The 17,790-nt window shown below is 61.2% G+C and carries 16 protein-coding genes, 1 tRNA gene and 1 rRNA gene; 8 read left to right on the top strand and 10 right to left on the bottom strand.

All coding sequences use genetic code 11. The features are described 5' to 3' along the window. Positions 1 to 9 precede the first annotated feature (9 nt). Together rrf and MU551_RS20875 are read left to right on the top strand one after the other, a co-directional pair. Positions 10 to 126, top strand: a 5S ribosomal RNA gene (gene rrf / locus MU551_RS20880). Positions 127 to 222: 96 nt separating this feature from the next. After that, positions 223 to 714 (top strand): SRPBCC family protein, encoded by a 492-nt coding sequence (locus tag MU551_RS20875; RefSeq protein ID WP_247048473.1) that lies wholly within the window; start codon positions 223 to 225, stop codon positions 712 to 714. Positions 715 to 732: 18 nt separating this feature from the next. Here the strand turns inward: MU551_RS20875 and MU551_RS20870 are convergent, their stop codons facing one another. Together MU551_RS20870 and MU551_RS20865 are read right to left on the bottom strand one after the other, a co-directional pair. Then, on the bottom strand, positions 733 to 1,767 hold the full coding sequence (locus MU551_RS20870) for a LacI family DNA-binding transcriptional regulator (protein WP_247048472.1): 1,035 nt from the start codon (positions 1,765 to 1,767) through the stop codon (positions 733 to 735). A gap of 3 nt (positions 1,768 to 1,770) precedes the next feature. Further along, entirely contained in the window at positions 1,771 to 3,531 is a 1,761-nt protein-coding gene (locus tag MU551_RS20865; protein ID WP_247048471.1) for a glycoside hydrolase family 13 protein, read from the bottom strand. Between the two features lie 353 nt (positions 3,532 to 3,884). On the opposite strand from MU551_RS20865, the gene MU551_RS20860 reads away from it, so the two are divergent. Further along, positions 3,885 to 5,225 carry an FAD-binding oxidoreductase gene (locus tag MU551_RS20860; protein ID WP_281507371.1) on the top strand — a complete coding sequence of 447 codons (1,341 nt, stop codon included), beginning with the start codon at positions 3,885 to 3,887 and terminating at the stop codon, positions 5,223 to 5,225. A gap of 59 nt (positions 5,226 to 5,284) precedes the next feature. Here MU551_RS20860 and MU551_RS20855 read toward each other — a convergent pair whose 3' ends face one another. The 4 genes from MU551_RS20855 to MU551_RS20840 form a co-directional block, all read right to left on the bottom strand. Further along, on the bottom strand, positions 5,285 to 6,703 hold the full coding sequence (locus MU551_RS20855) for a DUF4032 domain-containing protein (protein WP_247048469.1): 1,419 nt from the start codon (positions 6,701 to 6,703) through the stop codon (positions 5,285 to 5,287). 209 nt (positions 6,704 to 6,912) lie between these two features. Next, positions 6,913 to 7,995 (bottom strand): ABC transporter ATP-binding protein, encoded by a 1,083-nt coding sequence (locus MU551_RS20850; RefSeq protein WP_247048468.1) that lies wholly within the window; start codon positions 7,993 to 7,995, stop codon positions 6,913 to 6,915. 210 nt (positions 7,996 to 8,205) lie between these two features. After that, positions 8,206 to 9,093 (bottom strand): trehalose-phosphatase, encoded by an 888-nt coding sequence (otsB, locus tag MU551_RS20845; RefSeq protein ID WP_247048467.1) that lies wholly within the window; start codon positions 9,091 to 9,093, stop codon positions 8,206 to 8,208. After that, a complete protein-coding gene (locus tag MU551_RS20840) occupies positions 9,083 to 10,483 on the bottom strand; it encodes an alpha,alpha-trehalose-phosphate synthase (UDP-forming) (RefSeq protein WP_247048478.1) in 1,401 nt (466 codons plus the stop codon). The genes otsB and MU551_RS20840 overlap by 11 nt, the downstream gene beginning before the upstream one ends. Positions 10,484 to 10,751: 268 nt before the next feature. Between MU551_RS20840 and MU551_RS20835 the strand changes: the two genes are divergently transcribed. Continuing rightward, positions 10,752 to 11,654 (top strand): DsbA family protein, encoded by a 903-nt coding sequence (locus MU551_RS20835; protein ID WP_247048466.1) that lies wholly within the window; start codon positions 10,752 to 10,754, stop codon positions 11,652 to 11,654. 200 nt (positions 11,655 to 11,854) lie between these two features. Then, a tRNA-Thr gene (locus tag MU551_RS20830) sits at positions 11,855 to 11,928 on the top strand. Positions 11,929 to 11,935: 7 nt separating this feature from the next. Here MU551_RS20830 and MU551_RS20825 read toward each other — a convergent pair. After that, positions 11,936 to 12,283, bottom strand: coding sequence for a hypothetical protein (locus MU551_RS20825; protein ID WP_247048465.1), 348 nt, complete (start codon positions 12,281 to 12,283; stop codon positions 11,936 to 11,938). A gap of 137 nt (positions 12,284 to 12,420) precedes the next feature. Between MU551_RS20825 and MU551_RS20820 the strand changes: the two genes are divergently transcribed. From MU551_RS20820 to MU551_RS20810, 3 genes are all read left to right on the top strand, one after another. Next, on the top strand, positions 12,421 to 12,633 hold the full coding sequence (locus MU551_RS20820) for a hypothetical protein (RefSeq protein ID WP_247048464.1): 213 nt from the start codon (positions 12,421 to 12,423) through the stop codon (positions 12,631 to 12,633). Between the two features lie 176 nt (positions 12,634 to 12,809). After that, positions 12,810 to 13,115, top strand: a complete 306-nt coding sequence (locus tag MU551_RS20815; RefSeq protein WP_247048463.1) for a DUF4193 domain-containing protein — start codon at positions 12,810 to 12,812, stop codon at positions 13,113 to 13,115. A gap of 296 nt (positions 13,116 to 13,411) precedes the next feature. Then, the gene (locus MU551_RS20810) at positions 13,412 to 13,957 is read left to right on the top strand and encodes an AMIN-like domain-containing (lipo)protein (RefSeq protein ID WP_247048462.1); all 546 of its coding nucleotides are present in this window, start codon (positions 13,412 to 13,414) and stop codon (positions 13,955 to 13,957) included. A 98-nt stretch (positions 13,958 to 14,055) separates the two neighbouring features. On the opposite strand, the gene MU551_RS20805 is transcribed toward MU551_RS20810, so the two are convergent. The 3 genes from MU551_RS20805 to MU551_RS20795 are packed head-to-tail and all read right to left on the bottom strand — an operon-like array spanning position 14,056 to position 17,671. After that, positions 14,056 to 15,603, bottom strand: a complete 1,548-nt coding sequence (locus MU551_RS20805; RefSeq protein ID WP_247048461.1) for an APC family permease — start codon at positions 15,601 to 15,603, stop codon at positions 14,056 to 14,058. Then, positions 15,600 to 16,640: an agmatine deiminase family protein gene (locus MU551_RS20800; RefSeq protein WP_247048460.1), complete on the bottom strand. Its 1,041-nt coding sequence runs from the start codon at positions 16,638 to 16,640 to the stop codon at positions 15,600 to 15,602. Before MU551_RS20800 ends, MU551_RS20805 begins: the two co-directional genes overlap by 4 nt. Next, a complete protein-coding gene (locus MU551_RS20795) occupies positions 16,637 to 17,671 on the bottom strand; it encodes a nitrilase-related carbon-nitrogen hydrolase (protein ID WP_247048459.1) in 1,035 nt (344 codons plus the stop codon). The genes MU551_RS20800 and MU551_RS20795 overlap by 4 nt, the downstream gene beginning before the upstream one ends. Positions 17,672 to 17,790 lie beyond the last annotated feature (119 nt).

The following is a 17,790-nucleotide window of genomic DNA, read 5'->3' as shown; positions in this document are numbered from 1 at the left end:
ACACAGGGTTACGGCGGTCATAGCGTGGGGGAAACGCCCGGTCCCATTCCGAACCCGGAAGCTAAGACCCACAGCGCCGATGGTACTGCACCCGGGAGGGTGTGGGAGAGTAGGTCACCGCCGGACACTATTTACGATTCAGGCCCCGACAAGGAATGTCGGGGCCTGAGTCTTTTAACGCCGGCTGAATCGTTTCTTCGAAGGCCGGTACAGTTGGTGTCCATGAACAACCTCTTCAGCCATGCGCCACTGGATGATGATCTGCCGCCGGACTTAGAAGCGCTCGACCCCGTGGTGAACACCGTGGTGGTGCCTGGGCCCGTTTCCCAGGCGTTCATTGGATTCACGGAGCACACCCACCTCTGGTGGCCGATGGAGACCATCAGCGTCTTTGGCGTTGGATCCTATGTGGAGTTCGAGGAGAACCTCATACTCGAAACGGCTGATGATGGCCGCACCTCGGTCTGGGGTTCGATTGACGATTGGCAGCCACCGCTATCCTTCCATGCCAGCTGGCACCCTGGCAGCACCGCGGTTTGGTCTACGGAGCTTCGGGCCGCGTTCAAGTCCGTTGAGGGCGGTACGGAGGTGAAGCTCGTGCATAGCGGCTGGGAAGGTTCAGACGATCCTCTGGCGGCCCGCAGCAAGTGGGTAGAAGCCTGGCCCCAGGTCCTGGGCCGATTTACCCGGTTCATGGGTGGAACGGCGGACTAGGGCGCTGCAAAGACCGGATTAGTGGCGGTAGCCGGGAGAATCGTCCGGAGGAACTGCGGTGCTGGACCGGATCAGGAACTTTGCCGGGTATTCTGCCTCGGTTGCGACAGAGCCGGCATCGCCCTCCAGCCCTGACAACAGCATGCGGACGGCAAGCGAGCCCTGATCGCGTGCGCCCTGGTCGATGGTGGTCAGACCGAAAACCTCCCCGAGTTCATGGCCGTCGAAGCCGATGACGGAAAGATCATAGGGGACACGAAGACCGAAATCCCGAGCCGCGAGAATTGCCCCGATAGCCATCTCATCGGAAGCGGCGAAAATAGCCGTAGGGCGCCCGGCCGCACCTCCCAGGAGTGTACGGGCGCTGGCATAGGCACCTTGGATGGTGAAATCGGCCGGGATGTTCCAGTCAGGGCGAACAGCGAGGCCAGCGTCCTGCATTGCCCTCTCAAAGCCGCGCTGCCTGGTACCGGGCAGCTCAAAATCCTGCTCATAAACTGATCCGCCGGTCAGATGGGCGATGCGCTGATGGCCCAAGCGAATCAGGTGGTTGGTGGCGTCCACTGCAAGGTCAAAATCATTGATCCTGATACTGGCAGCCCCGGGGAGTGTGCCGCCGATGCCAACGATCGGCCTGTGGACGGCAAGCAACTTGCGGATCTCGGCTTCGCTGAGCTTGAGAGCTACCGCTATGACGCCGTCCACACGCTTTCTGAGGAGGAAGTCGTTCAGGACGCTCTGGCGATGCTTAGGCCCCTCGCTCACGTTGTACAGCGTGAGGTCATAACCGGCGTCGATCAGGGTCGCTGAAATGCCTTCTATCACCGAGGAGAAGTACCAGCGGTGAACGGACGGAACCACCACGCCAATATTGTGGTTCCGTCCGGAAGCGAGGCTGGATGCATGGTAGGAGGGCACGAAACCCAGCTCGGCGGCTGCAGCCCGGGCTCGTTCCCGGCTGCGGGAGGAGACTGGTCCCTTCCCGCTCAGGGCGCGGGAAACAGTGGCGATGGAGAGGCCGGCCCGTTCCGCAACGTCCTTAATGCCGGCCATACTCTAGCTCTCCGCGTCCTCGAAATTGATCTTCATCCAAACAGTTTCGTTTGAGCCTAGCCGATGTCCAAGGTCGGCGACGGGTTGGTCACTCGCAGGTGTAGCAGACCCGCTCCGCAGGAGCACCCTTCCCGCCGGCAAATCCAGGGGCTCGTGGTTGAGGTTCATCACCACCAGGGTGCTGCCATTGAGATAGGCGAGGGATGAGCCTGTGCAGTAACGCTCCAGCCAGGACAGCGAACCGGCGCCCAGCCGGAGTTCCCGGCGGGTCGAGAGCATCCGGCGGTACAGATTCAGGTGCGACGTCGGAGATGCAGCCTGAGCATCACGGGCGAGTTGTTTGAAGCTTTCGGGCTGGGGGAGCCAGGGCTCTTGTCCATTGCCGAAGCCGTTGTGTGGCTCCTCCGCACTCCAGGGCAGGGGCACGCGGCAGCCGTCCCGGCCCAGTCGTGCGCCCCCAGTCCGGGCAAAGGTGGGATCCTGCCGCTGGCCATCAGGAATGTCGATGCCGTCGGGCAGTCCGAGTTCCTCACCCTGGTAAAGGTAGGCACCACCAGGAAGGCCGAGCATAAACATGGATGCCGCTGCTGCACGGCGGCGGCCCAAAGCTTCGTCGGGCTGGTGATCCCAGACCCCTATGCCGTCTCCGTCCCGGGGTCCAGGGCCGTTGTAACCAAAGCGGCTGGCATGACGGACGACGTCGTGATTGGAGAGGACCCAGGTGCTGGGGGCGCCGACGGCGTCGAGGGTGAGCAGCGAGTCTGTGATCACTCCACGAAGGCGGTGGACGTCAAGCCCGGCGTGAAGATACGGGAAGTTGAAGGCCTGGTGCATCTCGTCCTGGCGGACCCAGTCAGCCAGACGCGGCAGCGGATCCACGTTGGCCTCTGCACAGAGGATCCTGTCCGGACCGTAGCTCTCAAGAATCTGCCGCCACTTACGATAAATGGCATGCAACGCAGGCTGTCCGAACATTGGGGCTTCGTGGCCGGGGTAGCCGTCGGAGCTGCCGCCGTCTGCCCTGCCTCCCCAATCCGGAAGACCAGGTGCTTTGACCAGCGCGTGGGCGACATCAACACGGAAGCCTGAGACCCCACGGTCAAGCCAGAAGCGCAGGACCCGTTCGAATTCTTCATGGACCCCCTGGTTGTCCCAGTTGAAGTCCGGCTGCGAGGAGTCGAAGAGGTGCAGGTACCACTGACCCGGAGTGCCGTCCGGCTCCATGATCCGTGTCCAAGCGGGTCCGCCAAAGTGGGATGCCCAGTTGTTTGGTGGCTCTTCGCCGGAAGCGCCGCTTCCGTCTCGGAAGATGAACATGTCCCGTTCCGGGCTGCCGGGAGTGGCGGCAAGTGCGGCCTGAAAGGCCACATGCTGGTCAGAACAGTGATTCGGGACGAGGTCCACGATGACACGCAGATGCAGCCGGTTGGCTTCTGCAATCATCACGTCGAAGTCTGTCAACGTCCCGAAGAGGGGATCTACGTCGCAGTAATCGCTGACGTCATATCCGGCATCGCGCTGAGGGGACCGGTAAAAGGGCGACAACCACACGGCGTCGACGTCGAGATCGGCGAGCTGCGGGAGCTCGGCGGTGATACCCGCGATGTCACCTATTCCGTCACCGTTCAGGTCCCGGAACGACCGTGGATACACCTGGTAGATGACGGCCGAACGCCACCACCCCGGAGCCTCGTCTTTCCCATGAATCAGGGTCAAAGGTCCTGCGAGAGGAGCGGGCGTCTGAAGTAGTGAGTCGACTGACATGCATCGATGGTAGACCTCCGCTAAAAAAAACTGAAAACGCTTCCAGTCGTCGACGTCACACAAATGAATGGAGTTTAGACGTGAAGCAAGCTGACTATTCCGCCTGACGCCGGTGAAAACGGATGCGCCGATGGCCTGGGCCTCACTTCAGCCGGAAGCCGATTAACATTCCTTTTGACCGGTTTTACCACCAACCAGTGGAAACGTTTGCAGACGCTCGCGGACCCAGTGCAGCTCAGTCTGACGTGTCGCGTCCTGCCGCTTTGGAGCTCTTGGGGCGGTTTAGACTGAAGTCCGGGGTTGAGACAGGAAGCGGAGGCAGCGTGTCCACGATTGTTGAAGGGCTCCGAAGCATGCTGGAGCCTCGAAAGGTAGCCTCGGACGACTCGTCCCTTGCAGCATTTGCGGTGGATCAGGCTCCGGTGCTGGATTACCACCTTCCCGTGGCCGTCGTCTGGGCGGAATCCGTTGAGGATGTCCAAACCGTGGTCCGCCTCTGTGCCAGCCACGGCGTGCCGATCGTGGCACGCGGGGCAGGCACCGGGGTTTCCGGCGGTGCCCACGCCAGCGAAGGCTGTGTTGTGCTGAGCCTTGAACGGATGGACCGCATCCTGGCTCTGAACCCGGAGGATGAAACAGCTGTGGTGGAGCCGGGCGTCATCAACTCCCGGCTCAACGACGCCGCCGCAGAGCACGGCCTGATGTATGCACCGGACCCCGCAAGCTACAGGGTCTCCACGATCGGCGGCAACGTTGCGACAAACGCCGGCGGCCTTAGGTGCGCAAAGTACGGCGTGACCAGAGATTCAGTGCTCGCCCTCGACGTTGTCCTGGCAGATGGTTCCCTCCTGCACACGGGCCATCAGACGTTCAAAGGGGTCGCGGGCTACGATCTGACCGGACTGTTTGTCGGCTCGGAAGGCACCTTGGGCATCGTTGTGGGCGTCACGGTTCGGCTCCGGTACCTTCCCCCTGAAGTTCATACCATCGCGTCATTTCACCCCGACTTCAAAAGCGCCGCCGCAGGAGTCCTTGCAGTCGGTAAGGCGAGGGTCCAGCCGGCCATCATGGAATTACTCGATGGGGCCACCCTCCGCCAACTCGATGGCATTCATGGTTCGGACCTGAGCGCCAGGGGTGGGTCCCTGCTCCTGATCCAGACCGACGGGTTCGGTGCTGCCGTGGAAGCCGACATTATCCGGAACGTTCTGGCTGCTGGCGGGGCATTGGTCAGCACGGCCTTCAGCGAGGAAGCCGAGAGGTTGGTGGCCCTGAGGCGCCACAGCCGAGGCGCGGAGGTGGACGACGAATACAGGGTGGGTGAAGACGTGGCCGTTCCGCGTTCGAGGCTGGTGGACTACGTGGCCGCCCTGGAGTCGATGGCGGCTGAGTTCAAAGTGATGCTCAAGGTGGTGGCCCACGCAGGTGACGGCAATCTTCACCCGACGTTCTGGGTTGAACGGGCGGATGCATCCGTGGGCGAGGATGACATGATGCGGCTGAACGAGGCCTTGGACAAATCCATCTCGGTGGCCTTGGCCATGGGGGGAACCATCACCGGAGAGCATGGGATCGGGCAGTACAAACTGCGCTGGCTCGGGCTCGAGCAGCCCGAACCGCTGCGCAAGCTGCAGCACAGCATCAAAGAACTCTTTGACCCCTTGGGAATCCTCAACCCCGGCAAGGCTATCTAAGCCAAGGCTATTAACCCGCTAGTGCTAAAAACTCGGACCGCGGGGTTGATGCCTCTTAGTCAGTCGTCGACGTCGGGGTATTCGTCAATGGATTCATCGGCGCCGTACCGCGATTCTTCGGTTTCCACTTCCAGGATTTTCAGCATCTCCGTATCTGGATTCAGCATGATGGCTGCCTCGTCGCGGCGATGGCGCAGGATGGAGTCGATATAGGACTGGACGGCTTCAGCCAACGGTATGTGGCGTTCCTGCTTTTCGGACATGTACCAGCGGTGCTCCAGGACCTCATGGACAGCTTCGGCCGGCTCCAGCTTCCCCGAGAGATCCCGGGGGATGGAGCGGACGATCGGTTCGAAGATTTGGCTAACCCAGAGGTGGGCGCTGTATTCCTCATCCATCCCGGGATTGTTGTCCGCCCGGAAGGTGTCCATGTCGTTGAGGAGCCGGCGGGCCTGGTTTTCCTGGGCATCCAGGCCGGTCAGCCGCAGCAGGCGACGCTGATGGTGGCCGGCATCCACTACCTTTGGCTGCAGCTGGATGGTTGAACCGTTCTGGGTGGTCTTGATGGCATATTCCTCCACATCAAAACCGAGCTCATTCAGGCGCCGGATGCGTGCGCCTACGCGCCACCGCTCGCCGAGTTCGAAGGATTCCTTTTCCGTAAGCTCCGCCCACAGCCGGCGGTAGCTGTCCATAATGAGCTCGCTGGTGGCCACCGGATCCACCTTGTCCTCGATGAGGCCACCATCGAGGAGGTCCATGAGCTCACCGGCGATGTTCACTCGGGCGATTTCGAGGTCGTACTCGCGCTGCCCCGTGGAGAGGTCCGGATACAGTTCCCCCGTTTCAGCATCCACGAGGTACGCAGCGAAGGCGCCGGCGTCACGGCGGAACAGGGTGTTGGACAACGAAACGTCACCCCAATAGAAGCCGATCAGGTGAAGCCGCACCATCAGCAGTGCCTGGGCGTCGATGAGGCGCGTGAGGGTGTCTTTGCGGAGCATCTGGGAAAACAGGGCCCTGTACGGCATGGAGAACTTCAGGTGCCGGGTGACCAGAACGGGGTTCAGGGGCCTGCCGTCAGGGGTGGTGCGGCCCGTGATGACTGCAACGGGCTCCACACACGGGACATCGAGTCGGGCGAGCTTCCGAAGCATGTGGTATTCGTGGCGGGCCACGTGCTCGGAGGTCTCCTTGATGGCGATGACCGAATGACCCAGATGCGCGAAGCGCACAATGTGCCGGGAGATACCGCGGGGGAGTGCTGCCAGGCTCTCTGCGGGCCATTCCTCCAACGCAATGTGCCACGGAAGGTCCAGCAGTTCAGGGTCGGCTGCAGCCGCAGTAATGCTCAGGGAACTGGAGACCCCTGCGTGTTTGTCATCATTGGCACTCGCAGCCTGGAACCGAGGCAGCTTCCCGATCTGGCCGTAGTCGGTCGGTTCGTCGTGCCATTGGGCATTGTTTTCCTCGGTCATGAAGCAATTCTTCCGTAGAGAGGGCCAGCGAACCTAAATCCCGGCCAGGAACAGGCGTTAACGCCCGACGGCGGCCTTCCGGTGAGGAGGGCCGCCGTCGTTCACGTTGTTGTTTCCTGGCCGAAGCCGCGGGTCAGGGAACCGGGGGTGGGCCCACGCCGGCAGGGTTTCCTGGCCGAAGCGGAGCGAGGTTAGGGAGCCGGTGGGGACTAGTCGCCCAGACGTTCGCCTGTCTTGGTGTCGAACAGGTGTACGTGACCGGACTGCGGACGGACGTAGATGACCTCGCCCTTCATCGGGGGGCGGCGGCCGTCGACGCGTGCCACGATGTCGTGGTCCTTGCCGTCAAGCGTGGTGTGTCCGTAGACGTAGGCGTCGGCGCCGAGCTCTTCGACGACGTCCACCTCAACCTTGAGGCCTTCGCCGGTGGGGGCAGTCTCAAGGTCTTCCGGACGGGATCCCAGGGTTACGGTGCTGCCGTGTGCCTCTTCCAGGATGTTGCGGGGAACGGGGTAAACCGTTCCACCGAACTGAACGCCGCCGTCGACGACGGGGAGCTCGAGGAGGTTCATGGCCGGCGAGCCGATGAAGCCTGCAACGAAAACGTTCGTCGGCTTGTCATAGAGGTTGCGCGGGGTGTCGACCTGCATCAGCAGACCGTCCTTGAGAACAGCAACGCGGTCGCCCATGGTCATGGCCTCAACCTGGTCGTGGGTCACGTACACGGTGGTGACGCCAAGACGGCGGGTCAGGGATGCGATCTGGGTACGGGTCTGGACACGGAGCTTGGCGTCCAGGTTTGAGAGCGGCTCATCCATAAGGAACACCTGCGGGTTACGCACGATGGCGCGGCCCATGGCAACACGCTGGCGCTGACCGCCGGAGAGTGCCTTCGGCTTGCGGTCCAGGTACGGCTCGAGGTCAAGAAGCTTTGCGGCTTCGCGAACGCGCTCGGCACGCTCTTCCTTGGAAACGCCGGCGATCTTCAGTGCGAAGCCCATGTTGTCAGCAACAGTCATGTGCGGGTACAACGCGTAGTTCTGGAACACCATCGCGATGTCGCGGTCCTTCGGCGGAACATCGGTGACATCGCGGTCGCCGATGAGGATGCGGCCGGCATTTACATCTTCCAGCCCCGCAAGCATGCGGAGGGAAGTGGACTTGCCACAGCCGGAGGGTCCAACGAGGACCAGGAACTCGCCATCGGCGATTTCAATGTTGAGCTTGTCAACAGCGGGCTTCTCTGTGCCCGGGTACAGACGCGTAGCGTTATCAAAAGTAACTGTTGCCACAGTTATCAATCCCTTCACCGGCAGGTACGTGCCGGACGATCCGTAGTGAATGGTTCATGTAATTCAGTTATATGCTCCCCGTTTTCCGGTAAAGGAAGCCGGGGAGCATCGAATGATGCCGCACGGTTATGTGCGCCACATCACCTTGAAGAGTATGTCAGAAAAAGTGAATTCGGTCATAAATGTTACGAATGTCACTTGTGATATCCCTTACCCGGCGCTTTCCGGTTCTCCCGGTACAGCACTTTCAGGATCAGCGCCGAGGGCCAGGCAGCGGGTCCTTTCCCTAAGGAGTGCCTCAAGGAACTCCCCTACGTGGGTAGGGGCTTCCACCCGGAACTCGGCCTGGGTAAAGTCGAAGCCGACTTTGACGCCGAGGTCCCCGGGGACAAGCCGGCCCAGGGCATCTTCGTCCGTAACGTCGTCCCCGGCAAAGACCACGGCGGTAGCGCCCGAGGACCGCCGCAGGAATTCCACGCCTTCTCCCTTGGAGGCATGAACCACTGAAGATTCAAGAACCCGCTTGCCGTTTTTCAGGTAGACACCCTCCCGGTCCTGAAGTGCCGCCCGGGCGGCAGCGACGGCGTCCTCTGCCACGTCGTCGGAGGCGAGCCTCGTGTGGAGGACGACACCTGCCGGCTTGTCTTCGAGCAGTGTGCCGGGAGCGACGTCGACGATCTCTTCCATGATCCTTCGGACATCGGCGAGGAGATCGCGTTGCTCGGGATCGAGGGTCAGTTGTGCGGAGTTCGGGCCCAGCCATGCCTCTGCGCCGTGGCTGCCGACCAAAAGGGTTTCGGTTGGGGGAGACGCCACGGCCCGGAGACTATCCAAGGCCCTGCCTGAGATCAGCGCGGTACTGGTCCTGGGGAGGGCGGCCAGTGCGGCGAAGGCGGCCGCGGACCGGGGAAGGGCGCGCGCGGCATCGGCGTGATCGACCAAAGGCGCCATGACGCCGTCGAAGTCCATAGCCACCAGGAGGTGGTCGGTGCAGGCAATCCTGCGGATGGCATCCAGGAGTTCCGGCGCAAGGGTGAGCCGCGTCCCGGCAGCGGCAGGGGAGTCAGGGGCATCGGGTTGGATAGGATCAGGAGTCATCGCGGATCACTTTCTCGTTGAGCGCGTTCAGGAAGTCCGCAGACCAATGATCGACGTCGTGGTCCAGGATCTGACGGCGCATGGAGCGCATCCGCCTGCCGGCTTCCTTTTCTGTCATATTCACGGCCCGCATGATGGTGTCTTTCAGCCCGTCGATATCGTGCGGATTCATTAGGAGGGCCTGCTTAAGCTGATCGGCCGCACCGGCAAATTCACTGAGCACCAGAGCGCCGTCGTTGTTGGTGCGTGCCGTGACGTATTCCTTGGCCACCAGGTTCATGCCATCCCGCAGTGCCGTCACAAGCATGACGTCCGCGGCCAAATAGAGCGCCACCATCTCCTCTACCGGGTAGCTGTGGTGGAGGTAGCGGACGGCCGTGTTCTGGATGGTGTCGTAGGTTCCGTTGATGTGGCCCACGGTGCCTTCGACTTCCTCCCTCAGCAGGCGGTAATGCTCCACTCTTTCACGGCTGGGGCTTGCCACCTGGATGAGGGTGGCATCCTCCACTTTCACCTTGCCTTCGTTCAGCAGTTCCTCGTAGGCCTTCAGCCGGTGCCGGATCCCCTTGGTGTAGTCCAGGCGGTCGACGCCGAGCATGATGACCTTCGGATTGCCCAGGTCCCGGCGGATCTGCCGGGCACGCTCAATGATCTCCGGCTTGGCCGCCAGTTCGCCGATGTGCTTCACATCAATGGAGATGGGAAAGGCCTGGGCGCGGGCGATGTGGGTGATTTCGCCGTCGCCGCCCTTCACATGGACTTGCTGCTGCTTGACGCTGGCGCCCAGGAACCGGCGGGCGGACCGCATGAAGTTGCCGGCGTCGCTGTTCCTCTGGAAGCCCACCAGATCCGCACCGAGCAGGCCGTCGATGATGGCACGGCGCCAAGGCAACTGGGCGAAGATCTCAGGCGGGGGAAAGGGAATGTGATTGAAGAAGCCGATCCGCAGATCGGGTCTGGCCTCCCGGAGCAGGCGAGGAACCAGCTGAAGCTGGTAGTCCTGGACCCAGATAGTGGCACCATGTGCGGCGTGACGCACGACGGCGTCGGCGAACCGGCGGTTGACCCTGCGGTACGCGTCCCACCAGGTCCGGTGGAACTCCGGCGGAGCGATGACGTCGTGATAGAGGGGCCACAGCGTCGCGTTGGAGAAGCCTTCGTAGTACAGCTCGATGTCGTCCTCGCTGAGCTGGACGGGAATCAGGTCCATGTTGTCGTGGCTGAAGGGCTTGACGGTCTCATCGGGAGCGCCGTGCCAGCCCACCCAGGCACCTTCGGTCTTGGTCATCATCGGCGCCAGTGCCGTAACAAGTCCGCCGGGCGAGCGCCGCCAGCCGTCGCCTTCTTCCTTGGGGCAGCGGTCTACCGGAAGGCGGTTGGACACCACCATGAAGTCGTATTTAGCTGAAGATGCGTGGCCTTTTCCGGACGGCGCCCCACCTGCCTGTGCATCGTTTGTCCCGCGTGCAGGTCTGTGCATTGGTGCTCCCTGGGGTTGTTGTGGCTCAAATCCACCCTACTTGCACGGAATCTTCGGAGCTATTCGTCCGTTGGGAACGTGGAGGAGAAACTTGAAAGTGCAAGCTCCCAGCTTTCTCGCCTAAAATGGTGAAGTTGTAACCGGGTGGTCCCCGGACCCGATCGACACGAGGAACTTAATGAGCCCCGCAAACGAAGTCCGGAAGTCCAAGGCAGAACGCACTGCTGAGGCGCGCGAGAATGCCCGCAAGATCCGTGAGGCACAGTTGGCGAAAGACAAACGCAATCGCCTGCTGATCGGCTGGGGCATCGTCGTTGCCGTTGTGGCTGTTCTGGCTGCGATCGCCCTTGTGGTCACGACCACGATGCGGGACGAGGCCCAAAGAAACGCGCCCATCGCAGACCAGGGGCCAGTCCCTACAAATGCAAACGTTAACGGCGGCGTTACCTTGCTGGCCAATACTGAAGTGGCGAAGACAGACCCCGCGACCGTCAATATTGCTGACATCCCTGCCGCCCCAGCCACCCCGCCGACGGAAGTCAAGGCTCCGGGAGCTGACGCAGAAGCAGGTAAGCCCGTGAAAGTTGTGGTCTACATCGACTTCATCTGCCCGGTGTGCAAGAGGTTTGAGGACACCTACGGAGCCGAGCTCACCAAGCTCCGGAACGAAGGCAAGATCACCCTGGAGTACCGTCCCCTGGGCTTCCTGGACAACAAGTCGACCACCAACTATTCCTCACGCGCAGCCAATGCTGCCGCCTGCGTAGTCAACGAGTCCCCTGAGAAGTATGCGGACTTCCTCAACACACTCTTCGAGAAGCAGCCCAAAGAAGGTGGATCTGGCCTCTCTGACAACGAACTGAAGAAGCTCGCTACCGAGGCGGGGGCAAAGAACATCGACAGTTGCGTTGACAACAAAACCTTCCGTCCCTATGTGAAGTACTCCACCCAGGCCGCCGCAGCAACAGGGGTCAGTGGAACTCCGACCGCATTTGTGGACGGTAAGCAGTGGGGCACGGGTGACAGCGCGAACATCGACTTCATCCCGTTCGTCCAGACAGCGATTGACGCCAAGGGCTGACCAGGGGGATTCTCATCCCGCAGTCGCCCGGGCAAAGGCCCGGCTTCGGAACCTTCCGGAGCCGGGCCTTTTGTTTAAGTCCCACATTCTTGAGCCCAACGCCGGCTCCGTTTTTACCTGCAGCCCGTCCGTGGGATAACCTTGTCTAGCGCCGAATGGATGGACTGTTTCTGACGGCCTGTCGATTGTGACGGCGCAACGCCTCCTTAGCTCAGTTGGCCAGAGCACCGCTCTTGTAAAGCGGGGGTCGTCGGTTCGAATCCGACAGGGGGCTCACATTCTTACTCTGCGTCGATCAGCTCAAGCAGCTCTTTCGCGGCTTTGGCGATGTCATCGTGGTCGTACTGCGCGGCGCGGCTCTCCAGGGAAATGATCGCGCAACGGTGGGCTTTCTTGAAGTCGCCGAAGGGAAAGCTGACACTGCCTTTCGTGCCCTCGGATTTCGCGTCGTCAATTCCCAGATGCCATTTCGCGAAATCGTCAAAACCGTGCTTGTCCAGAAATTGGTTTTCATCATCAGTGGAAGGCGCATGCTCGCTCCAGTCGTCACGGATATCCCGATGGACTTTCCCCTTCTTGATAAGGCTCCGCGCGTGCTCAAGCGCCTTCCTGTTCAGTTTGACGGCCATGACTTTGCCTCCAGCTCTCCCTATGGGTGTTGCAGTTCGAGTCCGTAATCCAAGGCTAAACCTGTGGTGCGGGGATGTAACCCCGGGGAGATGGTGCGGAAACGTCCCGACAATAATTCGGCCCTAGTTTGGACAGCATGACGAACTTGACGCTGCCGGGTATCCGGTCATGGCTGTGGTCCTGGTTTCAGCTGCCGGCCCAGTCAGGACCCCTGACGGAAGGCAGGTCTTATGCGGAACTGGCCGACGTCACCCGCTGGGCGTGGTTGCCGGCGCTCAGCGGTGTGTCGCTGGCTGGGGACCATGCCAGGAAGGCCCATGAAGCAGCGGTCGGTGCTCCTGAGGAGTGACCGTCCGAGGTGAGAGTCGTTGCTTGTTCAGTGCCCGGCGCCGCGTCTCAGGTGTCTTCTGCCGACGTAATTTGTTGGGTTGAACACACTTTTCTTCAACTCACGTGATAATGGCCTAAACTGCTTCACTGAGGTGCCTGAAATGGCGCTGCGCAGCAACGAAAGTGAACCCCGCTATGGCTACCGATTACGACGCCCCACGCAATAAGACAGAAGAAGAGTCCCCCGCTGAATCGCTGGAGGCCCTTCAGGCATCTCGTGGCGGCGGCGCACAGACCGCTGTGATCGACGTCGACGAGAATGATACGGCTGAGGGCATCGACCTTCCCGGCGCTGATCTCTCCGGCGAAGAACTGATGGTCGTTGTTGTTCCCGAGCAGTCGGATGAATTCACCTGCTCGTCCTGCTTCCTGGTCCGTCACAGGTCCCAGGTTGCCCGTGAAAAGAACGGCATGAAGTACTGCCGCGACTGCGAAGGCTGAAGCCCCAAACGGCGGTCACGGAGTACACCTCTCCAAACTAAACAACAAGAAGAACAAGCGCCGGCCGTCCCATCGGGGACGCCGGCGCTTTGTCGTCGTTATTCGAGGTAACGAAAACGGTCGTAAAGGCAGGTGGGGAAGGGGCACAGAGGCCCTAAAACGCCCGGTTCATCACAGGCTTGTGATCAGGAAAACCCGCGGTTAACGGTTAGGCGCCGAAGCGGATACATCCCTCGGCTGGCAGCCATTCCGCTCCTACGCTTGAGGTATCCAATTCACTCGAGGGGGTGGCCCAAATGAAGAAAATTCACGTGTGGCTCGTTGCCATTCTCATGGCAGCTGGGCTAGGCCTATTGGCACCGGGGCCTGCCTCGGCTGCCGCTTATTGTGGGCAGGTGTGGGGCTCGATGGCCGAAACCAGCGACGCCGCAAGCAGAGCATCTGTCACTAACGTCCGGACCGGGCAGCACTACTGTTTTGACCGCTTGGTTATTGATCTCAACGGTCCTGCCGCCGGTTATCACGTCAGCTACGTCACGGACATAACCCAGGACGGCTCCGGCTTCACGATTCCTACCAAAGGCGGCGCGAAGATTCAGGCGGTTGTCAGGGCTCCGGATCATGACCATAACGGGAACCTGACATACAACCCGGCAGCCAAGGCTGAGCTCTCCAACGTCTCTGGCTACCAGACCTTCCGGCAGGTTGTGTACGCCGGAAGCTTTGAAGGCTCCACGAGTATCGGCCTGGGTGTGCGTGCACGGCTTCCGTTCCGCGTCTTCACCCTGGACGGTCCGGGAACCGGCTCCCGCCTTGTCGTCGACGTCGCGCACTTCTGGTGACCGATAAGGCGACTGCTGACTAACTCATAACCACAACGAGCCCTGGCGGGTAATCCTGCCAGGGCTCGTCGTCGGCCGTTCTGATTCGCGAACGATCCCTACTCCGGAACGATCAGCGCGGGGGTGTCCCGGCGGATGGTTTCGCCTCTGAAGAATCCGGGACGTAACTTTGCCATGATGACCATGAACACTGCGCCCATGGCCAGGATGCCGATGCCAAGGACAAAGACGAGTCCGACGCCGAAGACTTCGGATCCGCTGCCGAATTCAGGCGCCCAGCTGTCCACGGCCGTCTGGAAGAACACGACGAACAAGCCGACTCCGCCAAGAAGCGGGCAGACCAGGCGGAGCAGGAAGTTGCGGGCACTGCTGAGGACACTCTGACGGAAGTACCACGCGCAGGCAATCGCCGTCAGGCCGTAGTAGAAGCAGATCATCAGGCCAAGGGCGAGGATGGTGTCGTTGAGGACGTTTTCGCTGATCACGTGCATCACGGCGTAGAAACCCGCCGAGAGAATGCCTGCCGCAAAGATGGCGAAACCAGGCGTTGCGAACTTGGTCATGCGCCGGAAAGGCTTAGGCAAAGCGCCGTAATGAGCCATGGCCAGCAGGCTCCGTGAGGGCGAGGTGAACGTTGACTGCAGCGATGCGGCGGAGCTGGACAGGACCGCAAGGGACATCAGGATGGCCAGCGGTCCCATGATGGGTGAAGCCAGTGCGGTAAAGATGTTCGCGTGGTTCTCCTCATTGTTCAGGCCCAATCCTTCGGTGCCTACCCCGGCGAACATCATGGTGGCGATGGTCACCATGAGGTAAATGCCCAGGACGACGACGGCGGTCAGGGTGCCGGCGACGCCCGCCGTCTTTTTGCCGTTGGTGGTCTCTTCATTGACCGTGAGGCATACATCCCAGCCCCAATAGACGAAAATCGACAGCGAGATCCCGGCCGCAATCTGGCCGAAAGTCTCGATTTTGGTGATGTCGAACCACTCCCAGCTGAAGGGGATGGAAGTCTCTGACGCGGACCAGTTAGCAAACGCCATGGCTACAAAGAGTCCCAGTACCAGCAACTGGAATCCGACCAGCCCGTACTGGACGATCTTCGTGGTGTGAAGTCCCCGGTAGCTGACCCAGACGGCCAGAGCCACAAAGGCAAAACAGGTGATCACGTTCAGGGGCTTGTTTGCGGCCAGGTCAGCCAGCTCGGCATTGCCGGTCAGTTGCGAGAGGAACAGGTAGAAGAAGTCCACCGCCACACCCGCAAGGTTGGAAAGCACAATAATGTTGGCTGCCAGCAGGCCCCAGCCACCCATCCAGCCAACCCACGGCCCGAAGGCTTTGGTCACCCAGGTGAAGGTGGTCCCGCTGTCGGGGGAGTCCGCGTTGAGTTCGCGGTAGGCAAGCGATACCAGGATCATCGGAATGAAGCCGATGAGGAAAATGACGGGCAACTGCAGCCCTACTTCACCGATCGTGGGGCCCAAGGCGCTGGTAAGGGTGTAGGCCGGGGCGATGGTAGAGATGCCAAGGACCACGACGGCAAGGAGGCCAAGCTGGCCGCCTTTCAGGCCTTTGCCGGAGATACCGTGAGCGGAGGAGGGCCCGCCGGTAGCGGAATCCTCATGGCGCTGAACTGTCTGACTCATGAGAGCCCTTTCTGGAAGGCAGCAGGCTGCTGTTGGGTAATGCAGTGGATGCCGCCGCCGCGGGCAAAGAGTTCGCGGGCGTCGACGCTGACGAGGCGGCGTCCGGGGTAAGCGTCGGCGAGGATGCGCAGTGCTTTCTCATCCATGGCATCCTCGAAGCTGCATGCGATGACTCCGCCATTGACCACCAGATGGTTGATGTAGGAGTAATCCACAAAACCCTCGTCGTCGATGAGGACAGCAGGGGCCGGGACCTCCGTGATTTCCCATTCACGTCCCGCAGAATCCCTCGTGGTGTGCAGAAAATCGATGATCTCCTGCGATACCTCGAAGTCGGGGTGTTCGGGGTTCTGCTGGGAGTGGACCAGAAGCTTTCCCGGTGCGGGAATGGCCGCAACAATGTCCACGTGGCCGCGGGTCCCGAAGCGTTCGGAGTCCCTTGTCAGGCCGCGGGGAAGCCAGATCACGTGGGTAGCGCCGATGGTTCTGCCAAGTTCCGTTTCAATCTCCGCTTTGTCCCAGCCAGGGTTGCGGGCGGGATCGAGCTGAACTGTCTCGGTGACCAGAACGGTTCCCTGCCCGTCCACCTGGATTCCGCCGCCCTCGTTGACCAGCCGTGAGAGAACATGTTCAGCGCCTGACTTTCCGGCAATTTCACCGGCTATCAATGCGTCCTTGTCCCAGCGTGCCCACTCCTGCGCGCCCCAGCCGTTGAAGACCCAGTCCACGGCGCCAAGGTGGCCACGGTTGTCGAGGACGAATGTCGGACCGATATCACGCATCCATGCGTCATTGAGATCTGCCGTGAGCACCTCGACGGTCGGGTCCAGATAGTGAGCGGCGATGCCGACGTCGGAAGGGTTAACCAGCATGGTGACAGGCTCAAATCCGACGGCTGCGTTGGCCACCGCTGACCAGGTTTTACGTGCGGAGTGGGCGGCCTCCGGGCCGTCCCCGAGCGTATAGCCGCCGGTGGGGAAGGCCATCCAGATCCGATCTTGCTCCTCAGTTTCAGAGGGCATCCGCCACGACGTCACGCCGTCACCTCCATGGGGGCGGCGGCCTCGTCGCCGAGCGGGGCCGATGGATCGACGGCTTGGGTCAAACGCCCGTAAGTGTCAGGCCGGCGTGTGGTCAGGAAGGGGAAGAGGGTGAGCCAATCCCGGCGCTGGTCAAGGTCCAGGTCGGCTACCAGCACAGCCGATTCATCCCGGGGTGCCTGAACCAGGATCCTGCCGTAGGGATCCGAGATGAACGATGAACCGTAGAAGTTCAGGCTTCCTTCCTGTCCCCAGCGGTTCGGAACTACCATGAACAACCCGTTTGCGATTCCGTTGCCGAGAATCACTTGCTGCCACAACGGCTGGGTGTCGAAGTCTGGGAACAGCGGCTCGGAACCGATGGCGGTCGGGTAGACCAGCAACTCGGCTCCGCCCAGGGAATAGAGCCTGGCGAGTTCGGGAAACCATTCATCCCAGCATGTGGGCATACCCAACTTTGCGCCACTCAGTTCGGCAGGGGAGTGGACCTGGTAGGCATCTTGTGCGGCCGGGCCTTGGCGGAAGAACTTGTCTTCGTAGTATCCGGCGGTGACAGGAATGTGCAGCTTATGGGTTCGCGCCAGGAGTTCTCCTTCGGAGGACACCAGGATCGAGGTGTTCAAGCCGAGGCCGTCGTCGGAGCCGGCGGGATTCTCCGCTTGCTGATAGAGCGAGGCGTGGACGCACACTCCGTGTCGCCGAGCGGCCTCAGCGGCAAAGCGGAAGGTGGGGCCCGTCATGAGGTCCTCGGCTGCGTCGGACGGCCGTGGTCGGGTTTGGTGAGGGCAGGTCAGGTCGTTTTCGGGAAGAACATCTGCTGGATAGCGGGAAAGAGTAAGTTCAGGAAGGAAGACAACAGCGGCTCCCAAGCGTGCGGCGCGTTCGATGCCCTCATCAAGTTCCGCCCGAAGGGTGGATGGGCTTGAGTGCCAGCGGTGCTGGACCAAGCCGACCCTCAATGGGGAACGAGTGGAAGGCGTCATCCGTGCGGGTGAAGCCAAGGGCGCGAGGCGGGTTATTTCGATCATTGTGGTGATTTCTCCAGTGAGACGGTCGTCACTAAATGAATGACGTTCATTTAGTATCCCCAAAGCTCGAACATAGGGCAAGGGGAAAATGAACAAAATTCATTTGATTTAAGCCGCAG

The organism is Arthrobacter rhizosphaerae (assembly GCF_023062595.1).
In the GTDB taxonomy this organism is placed as follows: domain Bacteria; phylum Actinomycetota; class Actinomycetes; order Actinomycetales; family Micrococcaceae; genus Arthrobacter; species Arthrobacter rhizosphaerae.
The sequence above is the reverse complement of the archived record's forward strand: the minus strand, read 5'-3'. Positions and strand labels throughout refer to the sequence as shown.